Below are 23,267 nucleotides of genomic sequence, written 5' to 3'. Positions count from 1 at the left end.
GGCGCGCGGCCGTACGCAGAATGCTTGAAAGTGCGGCTTAGTTGCGCAATAGTACGGAAATGAACGTCGATCCCTTGTCCGACATCCTCAGGCTGACCTGCGCCCAGTCGCTCGTGACGGGTGGCTTTTCCGCGGGCGGCCCGTGGGCGATCCGCTTTCCGGCGCCCACCAGGATCAAGTTTTTTGCTATCGCGCGCGGCCATTGCTGGGTGAGCATCGACGGCGAAGCCGAATCCATCCGCTTCGCCGAGGGCGATGTCGGGCTGATGACCCTGGCGCGGTCTTTCGTCGTGTCGAGTGAGCCGGGTCTCGTTCCGGTCGATGCGATGAGCCTCTTTTCGAGCGCCGGGAAGTCGCCCGTGTGCATCGGCGACGGACGGGAATTCGCGTATATCGGCGGACATGTTCTGCTGGATGCCGCGAGCGGCCAGCTACTCGCGAATGTGCTGCCGCCATGGATCAGGATCGATGCATCGCGCACGCAGGCGACCGCCTTCCGGTGGCTGCTCGCCGAGCTCGTCGCGGAACGCAACGATACGCAGCCCGGCGCGACGCTCGCGACCGCGCATCTGGCGCAACTGCTGTTCATCCAGATTCTGCGCGCGCACATGGAGACCGATGCGGTGCTGTCCGCCGGCTGGTTCCGCGCGATGAGCGACAGGCGTCTCGCGCCCGCGTTGGCCTTGATGCACGGTGATCCCGCGCGCAACTGGCGCCTCGAAGAACTTGCCGACGCCTGTGCGTTGTCGCGCACCACCTTCGCGCTGCGCTTCAGGACCACGGCGGGCGTGCCCGCTCTGACCTACCTCGCCGAGTGGCGCATGCGTCTCGCGGAGCGTGCGTTGCGGGATGGGGCGACACCGGTGGCGGCCATTGCGGAATCAATCGGCTATGCGTCGGAAAGCGCGTTCAGCAACGCGTTCAAGCGATCGACCGGACATTCGCCGAGGGAGTATCGCAGTGCGGGGCGCTTTTCCAGTGCTCGCGATGATGTATTGAAGGCGGAGGATGAATCGGTGTGATTGAAGATCGCGCGATATCGGGTGTTCGTGCTGCTCCGCCAAGAGCGCTCAACGCGCAGCAAGGGCTCAATCTCGCACTTCGCGAGAGGAAACCAAACGCCGTAACGGCATTCGCGTCAGGCTGTGGGACGTTCACGCGATGTTGGAATGTTTGTCAGCGATGGACCCAGAGCGGTCTTTCGATTCTCGCTCGACCGGACGTCTTTTGACGGAGTGCAACGACCAGCCGCACCTCGTTCCCCTCGAAGCCGCCTTGCGTGATGTCCGGTCGATTGAACATACCGGATAAAATTCAAGGACTAATACGCCCAATCTTCATGCCGCACAGGTAGTCGATTCACTTCGTCTCGAATCTGCTTCCATTGCGGCATGAACTTGTCCATCAGCGACTGAAACCGTGCGTTGTGAGTTGGCTCGACAAGATGCAGCAACTCATGCACGAGAATGTATTCCAGGCAATCTGACGGCTTACGAGCCAGGTCCGTATTCAGGCGGATATTGCCGGACCCCGAGTTGCAGCTTCCCCACTTCGTCTTCATGTGCTGCACGAGAATGCGGTGTGCCTTAACGCCTAGCAACGGCTCCCACTTTTCCTGCAACGGCCCGACGGCCTCCCGCAGTTGCTCGCGATACCATCCATCCAGCACTTCGCGGCGTCGGCTGACATCACTTCCCGGACGTACCCAGAGCTCTAGCGTCGAATGCTTCAGCTTCACCATCGGTGCTGCGGTGGCCTCTACTACCTTGAGAAGATAGCGCTTGCCCCAGACGTAGTGGCTTTCGCGATCCAGAAACTCACGAGGCGTCTCGCGCTCCTGTGCCAGTAACTTGCGCTGCTGCCGCCTGATCCAGTCAAGCCGGGTAATGGCATACACCCGGATCAAGTCCAAAGTCATATTTCGGGGAGCGGAAATACGTACACGGCCATCCGGCGGATACACGCTCAGATGGACGTGTTTGATGTCCTTTCTCACAACATCGATGCTCATCTCGCCTAAGTCGATGCTGTCGCGGGGCTCCACGTTCAATACTCCTGTTGCTGAGCTTCGATGATAAGGAAGATACGTTCGACTTCCGAATCGTTCCCAAGAATGTCCCACAGCGCCTGCTTGATGACGTTTTCGCGCGGTAGCACGCCACGCCAACCATCGGGACGAACCCGCCTGACAGCCCTATCGATGTCGAGCGCCAGTGCCAGCGCCTGTTCCGAGGTATGGCTCTCAGCGGCTTTCAGATTGTTGAAAAGCGCGCGCTTGCCGCCTGTATCCAGCACCGCTGGCGTATCGTCAGCTTTGCCGCTCTGAACCTTTCCCGCCAGATCGGCCATCTGCTTCAGGTACTCTTCGTAGTCGATGGCCTTTTCCTTGCGCTTCTTGATGATTTCGTCGAGCAGCGCGGACATCTTGGCGAAGTAGGCGGGATCGGTCAGGTGATCCTTGACGATCTTGCTACGAACGTTGTTTTCGATGGTCTCGGCGACCGACTGCCGGTCTTTCATGGCGCCGAGTTTCTTCGCGATCGCATCGGCGACGCCCGTCTTCACGATCAGGTCAAGCAGACCGATGTTCTCGAATTCGGAAATCTTGCGCGGCTCGCTGGCGGAGATATACGTATCGACCAAATGGCGCATGTCAGCTTCATACGGCTTGAGGTCAAGCGTCTCGTTGCTCGCCAGACGAATAATTTCGCGCAGCTTCACGTATGAATCGAGCTCCTGCCGGATCGATGCCTGCTGTGCCGCGTCGTACCCGGCCTCGTCCAACTCGTCCGCAACGCTGGCATAAGCACGCAACAGTGCAACCACTCCTGCATACAAGGCAACCCGCTGCGGCTCCCGTTCGCTCAGATCGCTGGCAACCTCGGTATTGCCACAGAAATAATGAATGTGGTCCAGTTCGCCCTTGGGCGGCTGCACCTTCTCGACCAGCAGAGCCAACGCTTCCAGCGTCGCGTCCAGACGCTCGCGTCCTTTTTGGACCCGACTTTCAAGCAGGACTTCCGGTTCGACGCCGCCCGCGCTGTGATCCAGCTCGGACGTGTACACCGCGATGGCCTTTTCCACCTTCCTGAAGAGGTCCTTGTAATCGACGATGTAGCCAAAATCCTTGTCGGCGGTATCCAGGCGATTGGTGCGGCAGATAGCCTGGAACAGGCCGTGGTCCTGCATCGACTTGTCGATGTAGAGATAGCTGCAAGGTGGCGCATCGAAGCCCGTCAGCAGCTTGTCCACAACGATCAACAACTTCATCGTGGCCGGTTCCTTGATGAAACGGGTCTTTGCCTGCTCCTCGTACGTCTCGGTTTTGGACAGACCGGCTTTCGGCTGCACGTTCGCCAGCAGGTCGTTGTAGGTGTTGTAGATGAACTGCTTGTCCGTTTCGGTATTCGCGCCGGTCTCTTCGAGCGTCACGTCTTTCGCGAGCGGGTTATAGGACGTGATGATCGCGCACTTGCCCTTGAACGGAGTTTTCTGGAACAGCGCGAAATACTTGCATGCCTCGTAGATGCTGGAAGCCACGAGCATCGCATTGCCGCGTTCACTGGACAGCCGTGGTTTGGTGCCGAAGTCGAAGATGATGTCCTGGACCACGCGATCCATGCGCGCGCGCGAACTGAGCACCTGTTGCATCGTGCCCCATTGATTTTTCAGTTCGTTCTTCTGCCAGTCATTCAGGCCTTTTGTCTTGGCCTCGAACCAGGTATCGATCTTGTCCTGGGAGCCGAGTGTCTGGTCGATATCTCGCGCTTCGTAGACGAGATCGAGCACCACACCGTCTTCAACTGCCTCGCTGAATTTGTAGGTGTGGATATAGCTGCCGAACACTTCCAGGCTGGTCGCCGCATCGCGCTTCAGCAGCGGCGTGCCGGTAAAGCCGATGAATACCGCCGAAGGCATCATCGCTTTCATCACGCGGTTCAGACGACCGCCCTGGGTGCGATGGCATTCATCGACGAACACGAAGAGATCGCCTACCGCCGCGCTCGGCTGAGAGGCCAGTTCCTTGATGAAAGCATCGAAATCGCCATCGCCGAGACCCTTGCCCGCGCCGAACTTGTGTACCAGCGAGCACAACAGGCGCGGAGCCGGCTGGCTCAATTGAGTCATCAGGTCGCGCCCGCTGCTGGTGCGATGAATTTTTTCTCCGCTGTTCTCGAAGACACGCTTGATCTGCTTATCCAGTTCGTCGCGGTCGGTGATGACAACGACGCGTGCACGCGGATTGTTCTCCAGAATCCAGCGGGCCAGCAGCACCATCAAGATGCTCTTGCCTGCGCCCTGGGTATGCCAGATGATGCCGCCCTGACGCTTGCGCACATGTTCCTGCGCGGACTTGATGCCGAAATACTGGTGGACGCGCGGCAGCTTCTTGATACCGCCGTCGAACAGGACGAAGTCGTGCATCAACTCGACGAGTCGGGTTTTCTCGCACATCTTCAGCAGGTACTTGTCCAGCTTATAGCCGCTGTTCTCGGCCTCGTCCTCTTTCCATTGAAGGAAGAATTTCTCGGGTGTGCCGGTCGTGCCGTACTGCAGACCTTTCGAATCATTACCTGCGAAGACAAACTGCACGGTGCTGAAGAACCATGCGTTGAATTCGGGCTGCTGGTTGGACAGGTTCTGCCGGATGCCGTTACCTATGCTGACGCGGCTGTTTTTCAGTTCGAGCACGCCGATGGCGATGCCGTTGACGTAGAGCACGATGTCGGGGCGGCGCTCGTACCCGCCTTTTAGCGTGACTTCTTCGGCAACGGCGAAACGGTTGCGCAGCGGCTGGTCCCAATTTATCAGCCAGACCGTTTCGGCCACCTTGTCGCCTTCAACCTTGACGGGAATGCCGTAGCGCAGAAGCTTATAGACCGCTTCGTTGTTCGCGTAGAGGCCGCGCTGCGGATGGTTGGCCTCGGTCTTCAGGCGGTAGATGGCATGGCTGATTTGCGCGGGACGATAACCGGCTTCGGTCAGATAGGCCGTCAGCAGACTTTCCTCGATGTTGCTGTTGCCCGGGCGATCGGTCCAGTCGCCGAGCGGGGCGTAACTTAGCTGCTCGGTAAGCAGCTTGACGATGCGGTTCTGCGTGGCTTTTTCTGATTTGCCGATTTGGTCGGTCATTGTCGCCTCTATACCAGTCTGGTCTTGCCGGTCAGGAGTTCTTGCATCATGCCTTGTTTAAGAAGGCGGGTTTTTTCGCGTTGGGTTTCAAGTGAAGCCAGTTCGGCATCCATGTCGGACAGCACGTTAGCGATGGCAAGCTGCTCTTCACTCGTTGGCGGGATCAGATAGGTGAATCCAACAAAATCTTTCTGATAAAGATGATTGATGGTCGAGCCAGCACTTAGCTGAGATAGGAATTCATCAAACGCCCTCGACTTAAGCAGGAAATAAAGAAACTCTTGTTCGAACTTACCGCTTTTGGGGCGAATAACAAACACGCCACTGTTCAACGTTGCAGGCCTATCGAGTTTGTCAACGAGAGCGACTTTCCCAATAGTTCCGTCTTTCGTCACCAGTACATCGCGCGGACGTATCTGTATGTACTGGTCTTGATTGTATCGGGCCTGTGTCACATAGTGACAATGTTCCCAGTCAATCCGACCATTTGCGAAGTCGGTGCCCGTCACGAGATAGTAGTCACCAGCATCCAAATACTCGGCTGTCGTCAAACCTTGCCAACCGATTCGTGCCTTCAAAGTTGCTACATCTCCCAATCTTTGCGTGATCCACTTTCCATCGAACCCCGGCAATCGCGTTTTTCCGGTAAGCAGTTGCTGCATGGCGGCCTGCTTGAGATCGCGTTTCTTGGCGATGAGCTCGTCTAATCCGGACAGCAAATCGTCCACGTCGCCCAAGGCTTCGGCAATTGCTACTTGCTCTGGCATTTTCGGAGCGGCGATTTTCAGTCCCTTTAATACGGGAATCCTTAGATTACTGACCGTGGAACCGGTGCCTCCCCCTATGGAAATAGCACGCTGTAGGTTTTCGGTGAGTAGGGAATAGAGAATATATCGATGATCCGCTACGTCGCGGTTAACTCGTAGCAAAACCATGCGCTGGCCAAGACAACAACGCAATCCCTCGGGGATCATACAGACGAGACCCATGGGCGCCTCGCGTGTAATGACCAAGTCCCCGTAGCTGGGAATAGCCCTACGCGTTCTCTCTACGAAATGACCGTCATCCGTGAAGCTCGGCTCAGAGAGATCCAACTTCCCATCTCGGATGTTCTGGTTCCGTATAACCACCGCACCGGACTGGGTCCAGACGGGTGTCGAGTGATGGCAATCAAGCACTGCGATGCACAGATCCTCGACGGATTTAATGTTCCAATCCTCTGGCACAAAGCCGACCTCGCTCTGCTTGTACCCCGACCTCACTTCCATGCAACCCCCATCTTGCTCAGGTGCGCATCAACGCGAGCAGACAGCGCGACAACCTCATCCACCAACATCGGCAATGGCGACTCATAGCGAGAAGCCAGGTCATGCACGCGGCCGGTAAGTGTTTGCGAAACACGCTCCAGCTCGGCGGACACGGTGGCGAACAGGGCAGTAAGCCATTTGCCTTCCACAACTAGCGCCTTGATCTCGTCCACAGTAAGCTTGGGGTACTGCGCATACGCATTGGCATCCAGCTCCGCCTCGAGCGTTTTGAGCTTCTTCTTCAAGCCGGATTCCTTGTCGGCTAGGGACTGCCACCGCTTCAATACGGCCAGTTCCTCTGTTGCATTCATGTCGTTACCGATTTCTTTGATGCGATCCTTGACCACCGCCGAATTGATCTTGTCAAAGCCGCTAAACACGCCGTCTTCGCCGCTACTGTGTTCTTCTTCCAGTTCCGCCAATGCGGTACTGGAAGCTTCCAGCGCGACACTGGTTTCTTCGATGGCAACCTGCTCGGCAGCAAAGTACCGGGTCACCACATATTGCTTCGGCACGAGATCGCAGGCCCAGCCCTTGTCCTTCTCCACGACCTTGGCGTTCTCGCCTTTGCCTTTCTTCGTCTTCTCGATGACGCGATAGGTTTTCGCCACCCATCCATCGGCCGCGAGCAGGTAGGCATCGTCCTGCATGGTCTCTTCCCAGTAGTCCATCAGGTGCTGAAAGATGTCGTAGGCGTTCACCAGGGGTTTGCCTTCATAGTGAGCCAGAAGGTCATCGGCCAGATCGGCGATGAATTGCTTCGGATGGAAACCCGGTTCGAGCGCCTTCAACTTGGGATCGGCCCGTGCTCGCCAAACATCGAAATGCGTGCCCATGCTCTCGAGGTACGCAACGAACTGCGGATGCTGAAATATCGTGTTCTTGATGTCGCGCTTGTCCACGGCCAGCAATGCATAGCCCTCGCGCAGCGGCTTGAACAACGCATCCTTAAGTTGCGGGCAGACCGCCCAATAGTCGCTCAACGCCTCTATATCTGCCAGCGGAACCCCGCCTTGCAGATGACCGCTAATGTCCTGGATATCCTCGGCCACGCTGCTGTCGATATAGCGCGGAAGATTGAGGTTAAAGTCGTTCTTCTCGATTTCGGCGAGGCCCACCATGCGAGCGTAGCGCGGATTGCTCTCGTCCAGACGGGTGAAGACGTCCACGATGCGATGGATATCCTGCTCGCGCAGGCGGTTCTTGGGGCCGTCCTTGATGAACCCCTGACTGGCATCGATCATGAAAATTCCCTTGCGCGCCTGGGCGTTTTCCTTGTCGACTACGATGATGCAGGCGGGAATGCCCGTCCCGTAGAACAGGTTGGCCGGCAGGCCGATGATGCCCTTGATGTAACCGTGACGAATCAGGTTCTTGCGGATTTCGCTTTCCGCATTGCCGCGGAACAGCACGCCGTGCGGCAGGATGCACGCGCCCTTGCCGGTGGCTTTCAGGCTGCGGACGATGTGCAGCAGATAGGCGTAGTCGCCCTGCTTGGCGGGCGGCACGCCGAACGTATCGAAACGGCCGTAGGGATCGTTGAGCGGGTCGAGGCCTGTACTCCATCGTTTGTCGGAGAACGGCGGGTTGGCAACTACGAAGTCGAAAGTCTTGATTGTCGCGCCGTCCTGAAACTTTGGATCGGTCAGCGTGTTGCCCTGAGCGATCAAAGCCGTTGGATTGTTGTGCAGGATCATGTTCATGCGTGCGAGACCGCTCGTCGCCGAATCCTTTTCCTGCCCGTACAAGGTCACGGCGGTGTGCGCAGCATCGCCGACTTTCAGCAGCAGGGAGCCGGAGCCGCATGTCGGGTCATACACGGTGGTATCAGTGCTGGTCTGTGCGCTGCTAATACCAATCACGGATGCCAGAATGCGGCTGACTTCCGCCGGCGTGTAAAACTGCCCCTTGCTCTTGCCGCTTTCGGTCGCAAAGTGGCGCATCAGATATTCGTAGGCGTCGCCGAGAATGTCGTCGCCGTCGGCGCGGTTCTTCGAGAAATCGAGATCGGGACTTTCGAATACCGCGATCAACTCGGTCAGTCGCGTGACCTTCTCTGCGCCCGTGCCAAGCTTGCCGGAATCGTTGAAATCCGGCATGTCCGACAACTTGTTGGCGGCGGCCAATGGCCCAACGATCTTCTTGTTGATCTGGTCGCCGATATCCGACTTGCCCTTCAACTCGACGAGATGAGTGAAGCTTGCCCCATCCGGAATGGTGATCGGCGCGTAACGCTGCCCGGCATATCTGTCGCTGACGTACTTGATGAACAGCAGGACCAGCACGTAGTCCTTGTATTGGCTGGCATCCATGCCGCCACGAAGCAGATCGCAGGATTCCCAAAGGGAAGAGTACAGCTCAGATTTCTTGATTGCCATTAACTTGGAGCGAGCGAGAATCGGTTTCGGTCGGCCGGACAGTCGGGCCGTGGGCGGCATGGGATTTTAATACTAAGCAAAAGGACGAGACGATTGCACATGCTTTATTGATTAGTCAAGTATTTTTTACCGATTCGCCGCGCATCGCATGGTCGCCTGCACGCCGAACGATCTTGGGGCAACTGTTCAAGCTTTGGCTCCCTACAACGAAAAGCAGTCGCCGAAAAGCGTCGTGCCGGCCCACGCCCACAAGCGCCTAGCTGCGTTCCGGCGACATGGCACCTTTGCTAGTGAACGAGTCGCTCGAGCGGCAGGGTCAGGCTTGAGACGGATGACTGCTACTGGCCGACCAGAGCCTGTCCGCCCGTGCGACGCTTGTCACGTTTTACGCGCGATGCAAAGGGCATAACCGGCCTTCCTTTCCGGCGTTCGACCCGCGATCTGGCGGGCGGCCGTATTCGAGGTCCAACTGCCAATCAACCATCCCAAAGGCTCGGCAAGCAATGAACACTGGGTGGCATGAACACATCGCCATCAGTCGGGCTTGTTGGGTAGACAGAGACGCAATTCGCAGGGGGCTTTCGGACCGAGTGCTACCTTCTTCGGCCTGTTCCGTAGCTGCCGGGAAGCATGAGCCGTGAGTCCAGGAGGTCTTGGCTGACCTCGACCTTCGCTACTTTCTTGGTGACAGCGGGTGAAGTCTTCTGAGCGGCGACAGGTTTGCTTTTAGCTTGCTTCGCTGCCTTGGCTATCTGCTCTGGGGTCGCCTTCTTGAACTTTCGCGGCTTCGTATCGCTGACAATGAAGTTGAGCTTAGGACGCAGGGAGGCAATAAACCCGCTGGCGTGGGTGCTCCCGTCAAGCAGCGTCAGGATTTTTTCGAGATAGCTGAAATCATGGCGTTTGGCTGCATGTTCCGTCGCCATCTGGACGGCGAGGTTGTATATGCCCGATTGACACAGCTTCCTCAGGTCAATGAACGCACTGACCTTGGGGTCGGTGATCGTGATGACAAATTTCCGCAGTTCTGCAACCTTCTTCTCGTCCATTTTTTCTAGCTCGCAATCGGCCCTGGCTCAATCATGGGCGCTGGAACAGGTTTTGGGTTCGGATTACGTCAGTCTAACCTGCGCCGGCATAACGTAACGAAGGCCACGTTGACGAAGTCTTGTATCGCGTTGGCTACAACTCCGCCAGTAATTTCAGCGTCGCCTTGACACGGCAAGTCGGGCTGCCACCCTCCGAATATGCGCGCGAGAAGCAGGCCACCGACGGCGCGCAAAACACGTTTTTTCGGATAAGAGTAGGGCCAGTAGTCCGACGGTTCGACACAAGTCAGCAATGACGACTGTTTTAGCGAAGCAGCCATCTTAACGTCGGGTCGAAAGCATAACCGAGTGACGCCTCGTGGCCGATACCGCTCGACTCGCTCTTCACGACGTATCTGGTCGGTCTGGGGCATCGCCGCTTTGCCATGCTGTCGCAGCACACCGACACCAACGATCGCGCACAGGCGCGCCGTGAAGGCGTGCGCGACGCGCTGGCGGAACACGGACTGGGCATATCCGCGGCTCACATGGTCGACGGCGTGTGGGGCGCGCGCGTCGGACGCGAACTCTTTTCGAAAGTGATGAATACGCCGCAGCCGCCGACGGTGGTGATTTGCGGCAACGGCTCGTTTGCAATGGGTGCGATGCTGGAGGCCATGCATCAGGGCTACAACATTCCCGGCGACTTGAGCCTGGTCGGATTCGATGATTTCGAGCTCATGTCCGAGCTTCCCATCCCGATTACGACCGTCCGTGTCCCGAGCGCCGAGATCGGCCGGCATGCCGCAAGAATGATCCTCGCCGAGCTTTCGGAACCGGGTACCGCCCGCAGCGTGAAGCTTGAGGCCGAGTTGATCGTGCGAGCGTCGTCGAGCGCACCGCCGAAAGCAACGAGGAAGCGGGGTTGAGCGCTGTTCTTGAAATCGCACGCCTGTCGCATTCGCACGGCGGCACTGCCTGACGATTCCCCTTCTGCCACGCTATGCCCACGTCGATACCCAACGTCGGAGGTGCATCAGAATGGCCAAGAAATATGCGGGCGGCTGCGCGTGCGGTGCCGTGAGATTCGAATTCGATACCGATCCCGGCTTCATCGCCGATTGCTACTGCCGGGACTGTCAGCGGGCGAGCGGCGGCGTGATGGCCACGTTCTTCGGCGTTCCGGAAAACGACTTCACGTTGCTGAGCGGCAAGCCGAAGTCGTTTGCCTATATCGCGGACTCCGGCAAGGGCATCGACCGGAATTTCTGTCCCGACTGCGGCTCGCGCCTGTTCACGAACCACGCCGGCGCGTTTCCGGGAACGGTGTTCGTGATGCTGGGCAGCCTGGACAATGCCGAAACCATCCAGCCGATGCTCGAAATGTTCACGAAGCGCCGTCACACGTGGCTGAAGCACCCTGACATCCCGCAGTTCACGGACATGCCTTCATGACGCATCGGCGCTTCTTCTGCCGCAATGCGACACCCGGCCACAACTGCGCGCCGCCGCGTTCATATTGCCCCGGATAGCGAATCCGGTTGACGTCGCCGAGCACTTCGGCGGCGTGCCATGGCCATCGCGGGTCGTCGATGAACGCGCGCCCGAGCGCCACGCAATCGGCCTGCTGGTTCGCGAGAATGGCCTCGGCCTGATGCGGATCGGCGATAAAGCCGACGGCCCGCGTGACCATGCCCGTGCGGCGCTTGACCTCTTCGGCGAGGTGCACCTGATAGCCCGGCTCGACGGGAATGGCGGCCGGCGCCACGGCCCCCGACGTCACGCAGACATAATCCACGCCGACCGCCTTGAGCGCTTCGGTGAACGCGACACATTCGTCGATCGTGATGCCGCCGTCCTTCCAGTCGGTGCCGGTGATGCGAAAGCCGAGCGCGATATCGGCGCCGAGCGCGTCGCGCACAGCGGCGGCGATATCGAGCGGCAGGCGCATGCGCTTCGCGAGGCTGCCGCCGTATTCGTCGTCACGCTGATTGGCCAGCGGCGACAGGAACTGATGCAGCAGATAGCCATGAGCCGCGTGAATCTCGACCACTTCGAACCCGAGACGCGCCGCGCGCTTCGCGGAATCGACGAAGCTGTCGCGCACGCGGCGGATGTCGTCCTTCGTCATCGCCTGCGGGGTGTGCCAGCCGTTCGTGAACGCAAGCGCAGACGGCCCCTGCGTCTGCCACGGATCCTCGCCCTCGCCGAGCGCGCCGCGTCCTTCCCACGGACGTTGCGCCGAAGCCTTCCTGCCGGCGTGGCCCAGCTGGATGCCCCAGCGCACGCCCTGCCCGACGCCGCGCGCCGCAGCCATCACACGCCCGAGCGCGACTTCGGTGACATCGCTATACAGGCCGAGGCAGCCATGCGTGATGCGCCCATGCCGTTCGACGGCAGTCGCTTCGAGCATCACCAGCCCCGCGCCCGAGACGGCGAGCTGCATGAGGTTCATCAGATGCCAGTCGCTGGCGCAACCGTCGTTGGCGCTGTACTGGCACATCGGGGCCACGACGATACGGTTGTCGAGTTCGACGGAACCCATGCGCAAGGGGGAAAATAGATTGCTCGTCATGCTTGGTCCAGATAGTTGAAAGCACTTCGCGACAGGCATCGCGGAGAGTCAAAAAATCAAACTGCATTCGCCTTCGCATACGCGGCGACTTCCGCGTGCGTGGCGAACCAGACCTCCTTGGTCTTCATGTAGGTGATCAACTCGTCGAGGATCCAGATGCGCGAGCGCGCCGTGATGATGTGCGGATGCATCGTCAGCTGGAACAGGCCGCCGCTCTCGTACGCGTAATCGAACTCGCGACGGAAGATCTCGAAGACATCGGTAGGCGGCGTGTAGGGGCGCAGCGACTGGAAGCGATGCATGCTGAAGTACACGGCATCGTCGCGAATCCATTCCACCGGCAGTTCCACCACGCCCGTCGCCTCGCCTTCGAGCATCAGCTCGTAGCAGTCCTCGTCCGCCATCAGCGACGAATCGTAGAGCAGGCCCATTTCCTTCGCGATGCGTAGCGTATGCGGGCTGAAGTCCCACGAAGGCGTGCGCAATCCGACCGGCCGCACACCGGTGATCTTCTCGAGCGCGTCCGACGAGCGCAGCATCAGATCGCGCTCGTCCTCGTAGGACAGCACCGAATTGAGTTCGTGAATCCAGCCATGAATGCCGATCTCATGTCCTTCGGCGATCACGCGGCGCTGTTCGTCTTCATGCAGCATGGCCGCCACCGCCGGCACATAGAAGCTCGCCTTGACGCCATGCCGCTCGAGCAATTCGAGCAGTCGCGGCATGCCGACACGCGCGCCGTATTGCCCCCAGCTCATCCGGCTGATGGACTTGCCGCCGTCGCGCAGTTCGTTGGTTTCGTGATCGCTGTCGAACGACAGGGCCACCGCGCAACGCGCGCCGTCCGGCCAGTGCGCGGGCCGCAGACTGCGCCCCGCGCGCGTGTGATTCACCTTCGCGCGCCAGGTTTCTTCCGGCCATTGCCAGGGTTCGAGGGTCTGCTTCAAAGTATCGTGTGTCATCCTGGGTTCCTTTGATTCGGGTTGAGACCGTGCCTGCGGTGTCATCGGCCGCCATCGACGGACAGGATCTGCCCGTTGACGAAGCCCGACAACTCCGACGCGAAGAACAGCACCGCGCGCGTGATGTCCTCGGGCGTGCCGAAGCGCCGCAGCGCAATGCCGTCGAGCAGGCTGCGCTGGCGCGCTTCGCCCATCGCGGCCCATTGCTTTTCGGTGGCGTCGTTGGTGCGCACGAAACCGGGCGCGACCGAGTTCACGCGAATGCCGTGCGGTCCGAGTTCGTGCGCGAGTTGCCGCGTGAGGCCGAGCACCGCATGCTTCGCGGAGCAGTACGCCTGCACGCCGGTGAGCGAAGCCTGCAAGGCCGCGCCGGAACTGATGTTGATGATCGCGCCGCGTCCCACGCGCTTCATGCCGGGCGCGGCCGCGCGGCTCAGCGAAAAGGTCGTGCCGAGATTGATCTCGATCACGCGGTCCCATTGTTCGTCGGTGACTTCGTCGACCGGATGCGGCGCCTGTCCCGCCACGCCGCCCGCATTGTTGACGAGCACGTCGAGCGCGCGGCCGCTGTGTTCCTCGATCCCGCGAATCCACGCCGCAGCCGCCGCGCGATCCGTCAGATCGACGACCTGCGTTTCGATGCGCGGCGCGGCGAGCGTCGCGAGTTCGTCGGCGCGGATATCGCAGGCATACACGTGCGCGCCGAGTTCCGCGAACGTCGTGGCGATCACGCGCCCGAAACCGATGGCTGCACCGCTGACGGCGACCACCTGCCCTTCGAAGGAAATGTTCATGTCTCGAGTAGTTCGTTGAGGTTGCTGTCGGACAGCGTGCGTTCGCCGTCCTCGATCTCGTGGATCATGTCGCACAAGGCATTCAGCTTCGCGCAGTCGATGCCGTGCGTCCGGCCCGTCTCCACCACCGGCTTGATCTGCATGTCCACTTCCGTGCGGCGCTTGCGCACCGCGAGATCGCGCCATACGCCGGAATGCGTCTTGGCGTTCGGCCGGTTGAACGCCACCATCGCCGCGACGCTCGCGCGGGCCGCGGCTTCGTCGGACTGCGGCGTGAACGCGGCTGGATCGAAGCCATTGAAGCCGCGCGCCTTCACGCCTTCCGCCTGCGCCACCTGCAGGACTTCGGTCGCCATCTCGCGCCACAGCGGCAGCAGTTCGGGGCGTTCGAGACAATCGGCGATGCCCAGTTGCCCGACCGCCTGCGCGAACAGCAGCGAGCCGTAGGCCAGCTTGCCCCACAGGTAGGAGAAGATTTCGTTGGTGAGAACCGCGTCGGGTTCGAATTGCTGCATGAGTCCGTGCAGCACGCGGATACGCTCGGTGGAGGCGCCATCGATTTCCCCGACCACCACCGCCGCCCGGTTGCCGTAGTGAATCTCGCCCGGCTTGATCCAGTCCGCGCCGAAGTTGACGAATGCGCCGACCGTCCGCTCGCGGCCCACGACCTGTGCGATGACGTGCTCGCACAGTCCGTTCTGCAGCGACAGCACATAGCCGTCCTTCGTCAGATGCGGCCACAGCGCTTCACACGCCTCGCGGGTATGGTGCGCCTTCACGGCGAGGAAGATGCGGTCCCATTGCCCGTCGACTTGATCGGGAAGGCATGCCGGCGCGCTGACCGTAAATCGATCTACCGGACCGGTGATCGACAAGCCGCGCGCCGGATCGCGGATCGCCTCAACGTGCTCGCGGTCGATGTCGACGAAGGTGATGTCGTGACCCGCGCGCACGAGATACGCGCCGATCGTTCCGCCGATGGCGCCCGCGCCCCAGATCAGAATGCGTTGTTTCATTGAAGGTCTGCCCGTTGGTTTAGCGAAGCCGCTCGCGTGCGGTTTCGCGGAAAGTCGAGATGACGATGCCGGAGACGATCGCCGCCGCCGTCAGATAGAAGGCCGGTGCGATGGGCGAGCCGGTCACGCCGATGAGCCAGGTCGAGATGAACGGTGCGAAGCCGCCGAAGATCGCGGTGGAGAGGCTGTAGCCGATCGACATCAGCGTGGTGCGGCCGTAAGTGGGGAACAGTTCGCACAGCGCCGACGGACCCGCGCCCGAGAAGGCCGCGATGAACAGGTTGAAGAAGATCTGGATGGCCAGGATCGCGCCGAAGCTCGCGCCGCCGAGCACCACGCGGAACAGCACGTACGAGAACAGCAGGAAGCCCACGCAGCAGCCGATCAACAGCGGCTTGCGGCCGATGCGGTCCGACAGCGCGCCGAAGAACGGCGTGGCCGCGACCAGCACGGCGAGCGCGATCGAATTCGACATCAGCGCCTGCGTCGTGCTGAGGCCGGCGTACTTGCCGAGGAAGGTCGGCATGTAGCTGAGCATCACGTAGTACGAGACGGTCCAGATGATGGTGAAGCCGAACGCCTTCGACATCATGCCGAGCGCGGCGGACTTGCTGGTGCGTTCGACCTGCTCCAGGTTCTCCTGCACCTGCGTGAACGCGGGCGTCTCGACGATGTTGCGGCGCATGTAGAGACCGATGGGCAGCAGAATGCCGCCGAACAGGAACGGCAGGCGCCAGGCCCAGGCATCGAGTTGATCGGCGGTGAAGGACGCGCTGACGATGGTCGCGACCACGCTGCTCGCCAGCGACGACGCCGCAATCGACGCCTGGCCCATGCCGCCATAGAAGCCGCGTTTGCCCGGCGGCGCGGATTCGACGATGAACGACGTGGCGCTGCCCCATTCGCCGCCCGCCGCGAGGCCCTGAACGAGCCGCAGGAACACGAGCAGCGCAGGAGCGAGCGCGCCCGCCGTCGCATACGTCGGCAACAGGCCGATGCCCGCCGTGCCGACCGCCATGCCGAAGATGGTGATGAGCAGCGCGGCGCGCCGGCCGTGCACGTCGGCGATGCGGCCGATGACCGCGCCGCCCACCGGCCGCGCCAGGAAGCCGACTCCGAAGGCGGCGAAACTCGCGAGCAGGCCGCCGTACTTGTCGCCCTGGAAGAAGTTGCGCGCGAGCGTGGCGGCGAGGAACGCGTACACGATGAAGTCGTAGTACTCGAGTACGTTGCCGATCATGGCGGCCATGAGTTGCTGGCGTGTCGAGTGTGCTTGCGGCGCGTCTGTCGTCAGGGGCGGGACGGCAGCTTGCGTATCAGCCTGATTGAGCATACAGGAACCCTAATTGTTCGATGTGGAGATGCCGGAACCCCGGCATGCGATGTTCTTCAAGCGACGCTTAAGCGGATTCGCGCGGCGAAGGCGACGGCGCCGCCGCCGGTGTCAATGCGCCGAAGGGCGGCGGCAAGCGGTCGATGCAGGCCCGCATCGCCGCGAGGATCTTCTCGCGCTTAGCCGGATAGCGGCTGGCGACGCAGCCCACGTCCAGCGCCGCGATGGGCGCGCCGCTGGCATCGCAGATCGGCATCGCGATGCCGACGCCATCCAGCGCGAACTCTTCCTCGACGATGGCAACGCCCTCGATGGCCGCCTGATCGATCTTTTCGTTGATGCGTGCGAGGTCGGACAGCGCGTACGGCGTGCGCTGCTCCAGCGGCCAGAGCGCGAGCAGTGCGTCGCGCCTGTCGCGCGGCAGGCAGGCGAGCATCGCGCGGCCCATCGCGCCGCAATAGGCGGGATACGACTTGTCGATCTCGAGGTCGTAGCGCACCACGGTCTGTGCGAGTGACTTGGCGACTGTCCTGAACTGTCCGTCGTCAGTGAACACGCTCAGCACGACCGTCTCGCCCACTTCCACGCACAGATCGTCCATTGCCGGCTTGGCGATGGCGGTCAGGCGCGCGCCGAGGTCGCCGTTCCAGCCGAAGCCGCCGCTGCGAAACGCCGGATTCAGCCGATAGAGGTTGTGGTCGTCGCGCTCCAGATAGCCGCGCGAGAGCAGCGTGCGCAGCAACGCGAGCGTGCTGCTCTTGGGCATCGCGAAGATCGTGGAGACGGTGGTCAGCGCCACGCCCTCTTCCGTCGATGCGAAATATTCGAGCAGGTCGAGGACCCGTGCGGCTGATCGGACTGCGTCGTTCATGTATACGAACTCGATTCATTGGTGTGAATCGATTGTTTATGGCCAAAACAGATCGAGCAAGCAAGGGAAAACCCTGAGCAACAACGCTCGAATGACCGACGAGCACGTCAGGTCCGAAACCTGCACCAAGGCAGTCACACGAACACACAATTCGATCAGAGCGTTCGTCAACGCCGCGAAGGGCCAGCTACGGCGCGCGTGTCTTCTCGTTACGGAAGCTGAGCCCTGGCGCGCGTGCGCAGGAAAAGAGCGCACCCGTCCGGATGAGCGCAAGATCGTTTCGGCAAGCGATCTCGCGCAGACCGCATGCGGGCCGCCACGATCCTCTGAACCCGACTGGAGATCCACACATGAGCACCCTCGCCGACCGCCGCGCTCCCGCCGCTGCCCAATCCAAACGCTACGGTCTCTTCGTCTGCTTCATGGCCGCGCTTGCCGGCCTGCTGTTCGGCCTCGATATCGGCGTGATCTCCGGCGCGCTGCCTTTCATCGCGAAACAATTCGTTCTCAACGATCGCTCGCAGGAATGGATCGTCAGCTCGATGATGGTCGGCGCAGCCCTCGGCGCGCTCGCGGCCGGCTGGCTCTCGTGGCGTCTCGGACGCCGCTATGCACTGGTGCTCGCGGCGATTCTCTTCATCATCGGCTCGCTGTGGTCGGCGTTCGCAAGCGGGCCCGCTCACCTGATCGGCGCGCGTCTGGTGCTCGGGCTGGCGGTGGGCATGGCGTCGTTCACCGCGCCGCTGTATCTGTCCGAAGTCGCGCCGAGGCAATGGCGCGGCGCAATGATCTCGACCTATCAGTTGATGATCACCGTCGGCATCCTGGCGGCGTTCCTGTCCAACATCGGGCTCTCCTATATCGCCGACTGGCGCTGGATGCTGGGCGTCATCGCGATTCCGGCTGCGTTTTTTCTGGCGGGTGTGCTCGCGCTTCCCGACAGTCCGCGCTGGCTGCTGCAACGCGATCGCGGCGACGAAGCCCGCGCCGTGCTGCAACGCCTGTATGCGAATCCCGCCGACGTGCAGAGCGAACTCGAACAGGTCAGCGACGACAACAAGCAACCGCAACGCGGCTGGAGCTTGCTGCGCGCCAATCCGAACTTCCGCCGATCGGTGGCGCTGGGCATCGTGCTGCAGATCTTCCAGCAACTGACCGGCATCAACGTCGTGATGTACTACGCCCCGCGCATCTTCCAGCTGGCCGGCTTCGCGACGCATGAGCAGCAGTTGTGGGCGACCGTGATCGTCGGTCTCGTGAACGTGATCGCGACTTTTGGCGCGATTGCCTTCGTCGATCGCTGGGGACGCAAGCCGATTCTCTATGCCGGCTGCGCGGTGATGGCGTTCGGCATGTGCGCGCTCGGCTTCCTGCTGCATGCAGGCGTATCGGGCACGGCGGCGCAGGGGATGGCGGTCGTGTCGCTGCTGCTGTTCATCGCGGGCTTCGCGATGTCGGCCGGGCCGCTCGTGTGGATCCTGTGCTCGGAGATTCAGCCGCAACAGGGACGCGACTTCGGCGTCGCCGCCTCCACGCTGGTCAACTGGGTGGCGAACATGGTCGTCGCGGCCACCTTCCTGAGCCTGCTTTCGACGATCGGCGAAGCGAATACCTTCGTGCTGTACGCGGTGCTCAACGCGCTGTTCGCGGTCATCGTGTTCTTCTATGTGCCGGAGACGCGCGGTGTATCGCTGGAAAAGCTGGGCAACGATCTGATGGCGGGCAAGCGCCTGCGCGATCTCGGCGCGGCCGACTGAGCGCTTACAAGCGCTCCGCTTCGGGCCACGTGTTCTCGAACACGCATTCGTCAAAGGAGCGGCGCGTGGCCCATCGTTCGGTTTCGAGCATCGGGGCATCGTAGTAGCGTTCCACGTGCCCCACGCAGAGGATCGCGACCGGCCGCGCGCCCGCCGGCATGTTCAGCAACACGCCGACGGCAGCGGGATCGAACAGCGATACCCAGCCCATGCCGAGCCCTTCGGCGCGGGCCGCGAGCCACATGTTCTGTATCGCGCACGCCACCGACGCCAAATCCATCTCCGGCAGGGTGCGGCGGCCGAACACATGCTGTTCGCGGCCGTCCATCAGCGCCATCACGAGCACTTCCGCGCACTCGCGCAGACCTTCCACCTTGAGACGCATGAACGCCTCGCGACGTTCGGCGAGGGCGTCGGCGGTGAGCAGGCGCTCGCGTTCGACGGCATCGCATAACTCTGCACGCAACGCTTTCGACGTGACCCGCACGATGCGCCAGGGCTGCATGAAGCCGACGCTCGGCGCATGCAGCGCTGCATCGATGAGCCGCAGCATGACCTGCGGATCGACCGGATCGCTGACGAAATGGCGCATGTCGCGACGCTCGTGAATGGCGCGGTAGACGGCGTCGCGATCCGTGTCGCTGAAAGCTTTGTTCATGTCGGCGTAAGGTGCGGCGAGGGTGGGATCCGGGCACGCGATGATATCGCCTGCGCAAGCCGCTCGCGCATTTCTGCGCCTCGACACCCGGATTACCTAGGTAATTGACACGTATGGACCTAGGTAATTTGAGCGCCTACTCTCGTTTTCACCCCTCCGATGCACATCGACACGTGAAAGGCGAGATGAACATGTCAGCTCAACCAGGTCAGGAAGTCGACACCCGAACGCTGCGGCGCGTCATCGCGGCGGCCTCCATTGGCAATTTCGTCGAATGGTTCGACTTCGCCGCATACGGCTTTCTCGCGACGATCCTCACGCGCGAGTTCTTTCCCAGCGGCGATCCCACCGTCGGTCTGCTGAAAACCTTCGCGGTGTTCGCGGTGGCCTTCGCGTTCCGGCCGCTCGGCGGGCTGTTCTTCGGCGTCGTCGGTGACCGGGTGGGACGCAAGCGCACCCTCGCCTTCACCATCCTGCTGATGGCCGGCTCGACCACGCTGATCGGCCTGCTGCCCACTTACGCGAGCATCGGTTACTGGGCGCCGCTGCTGCTCACCATCATTCGCTGCGTGCAGGGCTTCTCGGCCGGCGGCGAATATGCGGGCGCCTGTGCCTACGTGATGGAACATGCGCCGCGCCGTCGACGCGCGTTCTTCGGCAGCTTCGTGCCGGTCTCGACGTTCTCGTCGTTCGCCTGCGCCGCTGTCGTCGCCTATGCGATGGAATCGTGGCTGTCCTCGGCCGCGATGGTCGACTGGGGCTGGCGCGTGCCGTTCCTGATCGCCGCGCCGATCGGTCTCATCGGCGTCTATCTGCGCGTCAACCTGAACGAAACGCCCGCCTTCAAGGCGCTCGAAGGCAAGCATGAAGTCGCGCATGCGCCGCTCGCGGAAACCCTGCGCTCGCAGTCCTGGAACATCCTGAAGCTGGGCGCGTTCGTCTCGGTGACGGCGCTGTCGTTCTACACCTTCACCACCTACTTCGCGACCTATCTCCAGGTGGCCGGACATCTGTCACGCGGCACCTCGCTGCTCGTGACCGTGCTCGCGCTCTTCTTCGCCGCCGCGCTGTGTCCGCTGGCAGGCCTGTTCTCCGATGCCGTCGGCCGCCGCGTGACCATCGGCAGCACCTGCGTGTTCATCATCGCGTCGGTCTATCCGGCCTTCGCGCTGGGCGGTTCGGGCGATCTGCCGCAATCCCTGCTCGGCGTCGCGCTGCTGGCCGTGGGCGCGGTGCTGTCGGGCGTCGTGACGGCGCCGTTGCTGTCGGAAGTCTTCGCGACCAAGACCCGCTACACCGCATCCGCGATCACCTACAACCTCGCCTACACGATCTTTGGCGGCACCGCGCCGCTCGTCGCCACCTGGCTGATCTCGGCGACCGGCACGAACCTGTCGCCGGCTTACTACCTGATCGCCGTGTCGATTCTCGCGATGATCGGCGGCCTCTCGTTGCGCGAGACCTCGAAGACGGCGCTCGAAGAAGCCGGCTTCGCAAATACGAACGCAAGCGGCGCCGCAACCGCCGACGCGTTCTCCCGTACTCACTGAAGCGACTTCAACGGACCACGACCATGAGTGCATTGCACGATTCGAGCATCATCATCGACGGCCTGAACATTTCGAAGTTCGAGCGCTCCGTGTTCGAGGACATGCGCAAAGGCAACGTCACCGCGGTGAACTGCACCGTCTCGGTGTGGGAAGACTTCCAGAAGACCATCGACAACATCGCGGAGATGAAGCAGCAGATCCGCGAGTACAGCGAGATCCTCACGCTGGTGCGCACGACCGACGACATCCTGCGCGCGAAGAAGGAGAACAAGACCGGCATCATCTTCGGCTTCCAGAACTCGTATGCCTTCGAGGACAACCTCGGCTATATCGAGGTGTTCAAGGAACTCGGCGTGAACGTGGTGCAGCTCTGCTACAACACGCAGAACCTGGTGGGCACCGGCTGTTATGAACCCGATGGCGGACTGTCGGGTTATGGCAAGGAAGTGATCCACGAGATGAATCGCGTGGGCATCATGGTGGATCTCTCGCATGTTGGCGCGAAGACTTCGTCGGATGCGATTGCCTGCTCGAAGAAGCCGGTTACCTATTCGCATTGCTGCCCGTCGGGCCTGAAGGATCATCCGCGCAACAAGACCGACGATCAGCTGCGCGAGATCGCGGATGCCAACGGTTTCGTAGGCGTGACGATGTTCTCGCCGTTCCTGAAGAAAGGCCCGGACGCGACCGTCGACGACTATCTGGAAGCGATCGAATACACGATCGATGTGATCGGCGAAGACAAAGTCGGTATCGGCACCGACTTCACGCAGGGCTACAGCACCGAGTTCTTCGACTGGATCACGCACGACAAGGGCCGTTATCGCCGCCTGACGAACTTCGGCAAGGTGGTGAATCCGGAAGGCATCCGCACCATCGGCGAGTTTCCGAACCTGACGGCCGCGATGGAACGCGCAGGCTGGAGCGAGTCGCGCATCAAGAAGGTGATGGGCGAGAACTGGATGCGCTTCTTCGGCGAAGTGTGGAACGTCTGAACGTGCTGGCCAGTTTCGCGGGCTACAATCCCGAAGCCTGTGTCCCCAATGCACGCCATCATGCCGAACCCGAGCGAGACGACGTCCAAGCTGGACTATGAGGATCTTTTCCGGCATCTGCCCGTTGCGGTGATCGTGGCCCGCGAGCGCATCATGGTGGACTGCAATGCGCGCGCGCTCGAACTGTTCCGGGCGGAACGCAGCGATATCGTCGATCAGTCGTTCTCCAAGCTTTACCCGCAGAAGAAGGACTTCGCGAGCACCGGTCACCGTCTCGGACCGCTGATCGCGAAGCGCGCGGTCTTCAGCGACGACCGCATCATGCGGCGCATCGACGGCAGTCATTTCTGGGTCACCGTGCGCGGCTTCGGCTATAACCCGCAACGCCCTTTCGAACTCGCCGTCTGGACCTTCACGGATCTTTCGGACAGCGCCAAGCCGCCCGATGTCACGAGCACGCTGACGGAACGCGAGCGCGACGTCGCCGCCTGCCTCGTGCATGGCCTGACGAGCAAGGAGATCGGCAAGGAACTGAACATCAGCCCGCGCACGGTGGATATCCATCGTGCAAGCCTTCTGCGCAAGTACGGCGTGCGCGCGACGCCGGAACTCATCACGCGGCTGCTGGCCTGACGGTCCACCTGGGATTCGGTCATGCGCAGAGCAACGCCGCGCGCATCGCCGGCGTGCGCGACGGCCTTGCGCAAGCCGGCATCGACAACATTCCCTATGGCGAGCTGTCCGCGCCGACGCTGACGAGCGTGGACACGCAGAGCGAGACGATCGGCGAGGTCGCGATGCAGAAGCGGGTGGACATGCTGGGCGGGAAGGATCACATCGAGCACGTGACCATCGAGCCGTGTCTGATCGTGCGCGATTCGACGGCCGTGGCTGAGGGCCGCTGAACGCG

The 23,267-nt window shown here is 61.4% G+C and carries 20 protein-coding genes; 8 read left to right on the top strand and 12 right to left on the bottom strand.

Annotated features, from left to right (window positions below):
* The first annotated feature begins 59 nt into the window (after nt 1–59).
* Nucleotides 60–1,022: an AraC family transcriptional regulator gene (locus tag QCE83_RS15680; protein WP_309812446.1), complete on the top strand. Its 963-nt coding sequence runs from the start codon at nt 60–62 to the stop codon at nt 1,020–1,022.
* Between the two features lie 299 nt (nt 1,023–1,321).
* Here the strand turns inward: QCE83_RS15680 and QCE83_RS15675 are convergent, their stop codons facing one another.
* The 5 genes from QCE83_RS15675 to QCE83_RS15655 form a co-directional block, all read right to left on the bottom strand.
* Complete coding sequence (locus QCE83_RS15675) at nt 1,322–2,044, bottom strand: SprT family zinc-dependent metalloprotease (protein WP_309812444.1); 723 nt, start codon at nt 2,042–2,044, stop codon at nt 1,322–1,324.
* A gap of 2 nt (nt 2,045–2,046) precedes the next feature.
* Nucleotides 2,047–5,133 (bottom strand): type I restriction endonuclease subunit R, encoded by a 3,087-nt coding sequence (locus QCE83_RS15670; RefSeq protein WP_309812442.1) that lies wholly within the window; start codon nt 5,131–5,133, stop codon nt 2,047–2,049.
* 8 nt (nt 5,134–5,141) lie between these two features.
* On the bottom strand, nt 5,142–6,401 hold the full coding sequence (locus QCE83_RS15665) for a restriction endonuclease subunit S (RefSeq protein ID WP_309812440.1): 1,260 nt from the start codon (nt 6,399–6,401) through the stop codon (nt 5,142–5,144).
* Nucleotides 6,392–8,878, bottom strand: a complete 2,487-nt coding sequence (locus QCE83_RS15660; protein WP_309812435.1) for a class I SAM-dependent DNA methyltransferase — start codon at nt 8,876–8,878, stop codon at nt 6,392–6,394. The genes QCE83_RS15665 and QCE83_RS15660 overlap by 10 nt, the downstream gene beginning before the upstream one ends.
* 533 nt (nt 8,879–9,411) lie before the next feature.
* Complete coding sequence (locus tag QCE83_RS15655) at nt 9,412–9,867, bottom strand: hypothetical protein (RefSeq protein ID WP_309812433.1); 456 nt, start codon at nt 9,865–9,867, stop codon at nt 9,412–9,414.
* A gap of 365 nt (nt 9,868–10,232) precedes the next feature.
* On the opposite strand from QCE83_RS15655, the gene QCE83_RS15645 reads away from it, so the two are divergent.
* Together QCE83_RS15645 and QCE83_RS15640 are read left to right on the top strand one after the other, a co-directional pair.
* Entirely contained in the window at nt 10,233–10,775 is a 543-nt protein-coding gene (locus QCE83_RS15645; RefSeq protein WP_309815377.1) for a substrate-binding domain-containing protein, read from the top strand.
* 112 nt (nt 10,776–10,887) lie between these two features.
* Complete coding sequence (locus QCE83_RS15640) at nt 10,888–11,301, top strand: GFA family protein (RefSeq protein ID WP_309812427.1); 414 nt, start codon at nt 10,888–10,890, stop codon at nt 11,299–11,301.
* Here QCE83_RS15640 and QCE83_RS15635 read toward each other — a convergent pair.
* The 6 genes from QCE83_RS15635 to QCE83_RS15610 form a co-directional block, all read right to left on the bottom strand.
* Nucleotides 11,282–12,421, bottom strand: coding sequence for an NADH:flavin oxidoreductase/NADH oxidase (locus tag QCE83_RS15635; protein WP_309812425.1), 1,140 nt, complete (start codon nt 12,419–12,421; stop codon nt 11,282–11,284). The genes QCE83_RS15640 and QCE83_RS15635 overlap by 20 nt on opposite strands.
* Nucleotides 12,422–12,477: 56 nt before the next feature.
* Entirely contained in the window at nt 12,478–13,383 is a 906-nt protein-coding gene (locus QCE83_RS15630) for a polysaccharide deacetylase (protein ID WP_309812423.1), read from the bottom strand.
* A gap of 41 nt (nt 13,384–13,424) precedes the next feature.
* Nucleotides 13,425–14,177, bottom strand: coding sequence for an SDR family NAD(P)-dependent oxidoreductase (locus tag QCE83_RS15625; RefSeq protein WP_309812421.1), 753 nt, complete (start codon nt 14,175–14,177; stop codon nt 13,425–13,427).
* Complete coding sequence (locus QCE83_RS15620; protein WP_309812420.1) at nt 14,174–15,193, bottom strand: 2-dehydropantoate 2-reductase; 1,020 nt, start codon at nt 15,191–15,193, stop codon at nt 14,174–14,176. The genes QCE83_RS15625 and QCE83_RS15620 overlap by 4 nt, the downstream gene beginning before the upstream one ends.
* Nucleotides 15,194–15,212: 19 nt before the next feature.
* Nucleotides 15,213–16,442: an MFS transporter gene (locus QCE83_RS15615; protein ID WP_309812416.1), complete on the bottom strand. Its 1,230-nt coding sequence runs from the start codon at nt 16,440–16,442 to the stop codon at nt 15,213–15,215.
* A gap of 151 nt (nt 16,443–16,593) precedes the next feature.
* Nucleotides 16,594–17,397 (bottom strand): IclR family transcriptional regulator, encoded by an 804-nt coding sequence (locus QCE83_RS15610; RefSeq protein ID WP_309812414.1) that lies wholly within the window; start codon nt 17,395–17,397, stop codon nt 16,594–16,596.
* 350 nt (nt 17,398–17,747) lie between these two features.
* Between QCE83_RS15610 and QCE83_RS15605 the strand changes: the two genes are divergently transcribed.
* Complete coding sequence (locus tag QCE83_RS15605) at nt 17,748–19,154, top strand: sugar porter family MFS transporter (RefSeq protein WP_309812411.1); 1,407 nt, start codon at nt 17,748–17,750, stop codon at nt 19,152–19,154.
* Nucleotides 19,155–19,158: 4 nt separating this feature from the next.
* Here QCE83_RS15605 and bluB read toward each other — a convergent pair whose 3' ends face one another.
* A complete protein-coding gene (gene bluB, locus QCE83_RS15600; protein ID WP_309812409.1) occupies nt 19,159–19,812 on the bottom strand; it encodes a 5,6-dimethylbenzimidazole synthase in 654 nt (217 codons plus the stop codon).
* 191 nt (nt 19,813–20,003) lie between these two features.
* Here bluB and QCE83_RS15595 point away from each other — a divergent pair, with 191 nt between their 5' ends.
* Genes QCE83_RS15595 through QCE83_RS15580 form a run of 4 tightly spaced genes read left to right on the top strand, consistent with a single transcriptional unit; the run spans nt 20,004 to nt 23,262 of the window.
* Nucleotides 20,004–21,362 (top strand): MFS transporter, encoded by a 1,359-nt coding sequence (locus QCE83_RS15595; RefSeq protein ID WP_309812405.1) that lies wholly within the window; start codon nt 20,004–20,006, stop codon nt 21,360–21,362.
* A gap of 23 nt (nt 21,363–21,385) precedes the next feature.
* Nucleotides 21,386–22,357 carry a dipeptidase gene (locus tag QCE83_RS15590; protein ID WP_309812403.1) on the top strand — a complete coding sequence of 324 codons (972 nt, stop codon included), beginning with the start codon at nt 21,386–21,388 and terminating at the stop codon, nt 22,355–22,357.
* 60 nt (nt 22,358–22,417) lie between these two features.
* Nucleotides 22,418–22,990, top strand: a complete 573-nt coding sequence (locus tag QCE83_RS15585; protein WP_309812399.1) for a PAS and helix-turn-helix domain-containing protein — start codon at nt 22,418–22,420, stop codon at nt 22,988–22,990.
* Nucleotides 22,987–23,262: a substrate-binding domain-containing protein gene (locus tag QCE83_RS15580; protein WP_309815374.1), complete on the top strand. Its 276-nt coding sequence runs from the start codon at nt 22,987–22,989 to the stop codon at nt 23,260–23,262. The genes QCE83_RS15585 and QCE83_RS15580 overlap by 4 nt, the downstream gene beginning before the upstream one ends.
* Nucleotides 23,263–23,267: the final 5 nt, after the last annotated feature.

The organism is Caballeronia sp. LZ034LL (assembly GCF_031451215.1).
Classification (GTDB): Bacteria; Pseudomonadota; Gammaproteobacteria; order Burkholderiales; family Burkholderiaceae; genus Caballeronia.
This window is presented reverse-complemented; position numbering and strand designations above follow the sequence as displayed.

Bases quoted from the DNA above. Each gene is read 5' to 3' on its own strand.
- QCE83_RS15680 (WP_309812446.1), top strand. From the start codon at position 60: ATGAACGTCGATCCCTTGTCCGACATCCTCAGGCTGACCTGCGCCCAG.
- QCE83_RS15670 (WP_309812442.1), bottom strand. From the start codon at position 5,133: ATGACCGACCAAATCGGCAAATCAGAAAAAGCCACGCAGAACCGCATC.
- QCE83_RS15665 (WP_309812440.1), bottom strand. From the start codon at position 6,401: ATGGAAGTGAGGTCGGGGTACAAGCAGAGCGAGGTCGGCTTTGTGCCA.
- QCE83_RS15660 (WP_309812435.1), bottom strand. From the start codon at position 8,878: ATGCCGCCCACGGCCCGACTGTCCGGCCGACCGAAACCGATTCTCGCT.
- QCE83_RS15655 (WP_309812433.1), bottom strand. From the start codon at position 9,867: ATGGACGAGAAGAAGGTTGCAGAACTGCGGAAATTTGTCATCACGATC.
- QCE83_RS15640 (WP_309812427.1), top strand. From the start codon at position 10,888: ATGGCCAAGAAATATGCGGGCGGCTGCGCGTGCGGTGCCGTGAGATTC.
- QCE83_RS15635 (WP_309812425.1), bottom strand. From the start codon at position 12,421: ATGACGAGCAATCTATTTTCCCCCTTGCGCATGGGTTCCGTCGAACTC.
- QCE83_RS15630 (WP_309812423.1), bottom strand. From the start codon at position 13,383: ATGACACACGATACTTTGAAGCAGACCCTCGAACCCTGGCAATGGCCG.
- QCE83_RS15625 (WP_309812421.1), bottom strand. From the start codon at position 14,177: ATGAACATTTCCTTCGAAGGGCAGGTGGTCGCCGTCAGCGGTGCAGCC.
- QCE83_RS15620 (WP_309812420.1), bottom strand. From the start codon at position 15,193: ATGAAACAACGCATTCTGATCTGGGGCGCGGGCGCCATCGGCGGAACG.
- QCE83_RS15615 (WP_309812416.1), bottom strand. From the start codon at position 16,442: ATGGCCGCCATGATCGGCAACGTACTCGAGTACTACGACTTCATCGTG.
- QCE83_RS15610 (WP_309812414.1), bottom strand. From the start codon at position 17,397: ATGAACGACGCAGTCCGATCAGCCGCACGGGTCCTCGACCTGCTCGAA.
- QCE83_RS15605 (WP_309812411.1), top strand. From the start codon at position 17,748: ATGAGCACCCTCGCCGACCGCCGCGCTCCCGCCGCTGCCCAATCCAAA.
- bluB (WP_309812409.1), bottom strand. From the start codon at position 19,812: ATGAACAAAGCTTTCAGCGACACGGATCGCGACGCCGTCTACCGCGCC.
- QCE83_RS15595 (WP_309812405.1), top strand. From the start codon at position 20,004: ATGTCAGCTCAACCAGGTCAGGAAGTCGACACCCGAACGCTGCGGCGC.
- QCE83_RS15590 (WP_309812403.1), top strand. From the start codon at position 21,386: ATGAGTGCATTGCACGATTCGAGCATCATCATCGACGGCCTGAACATT.
- QCE83_RS15585 (WP_309812399.1), top strand. From the start codon at position 22,418: ATGCCGAACCCGAGCGAGACGACGTCCAAGCTGGACTATGAGGATCTT.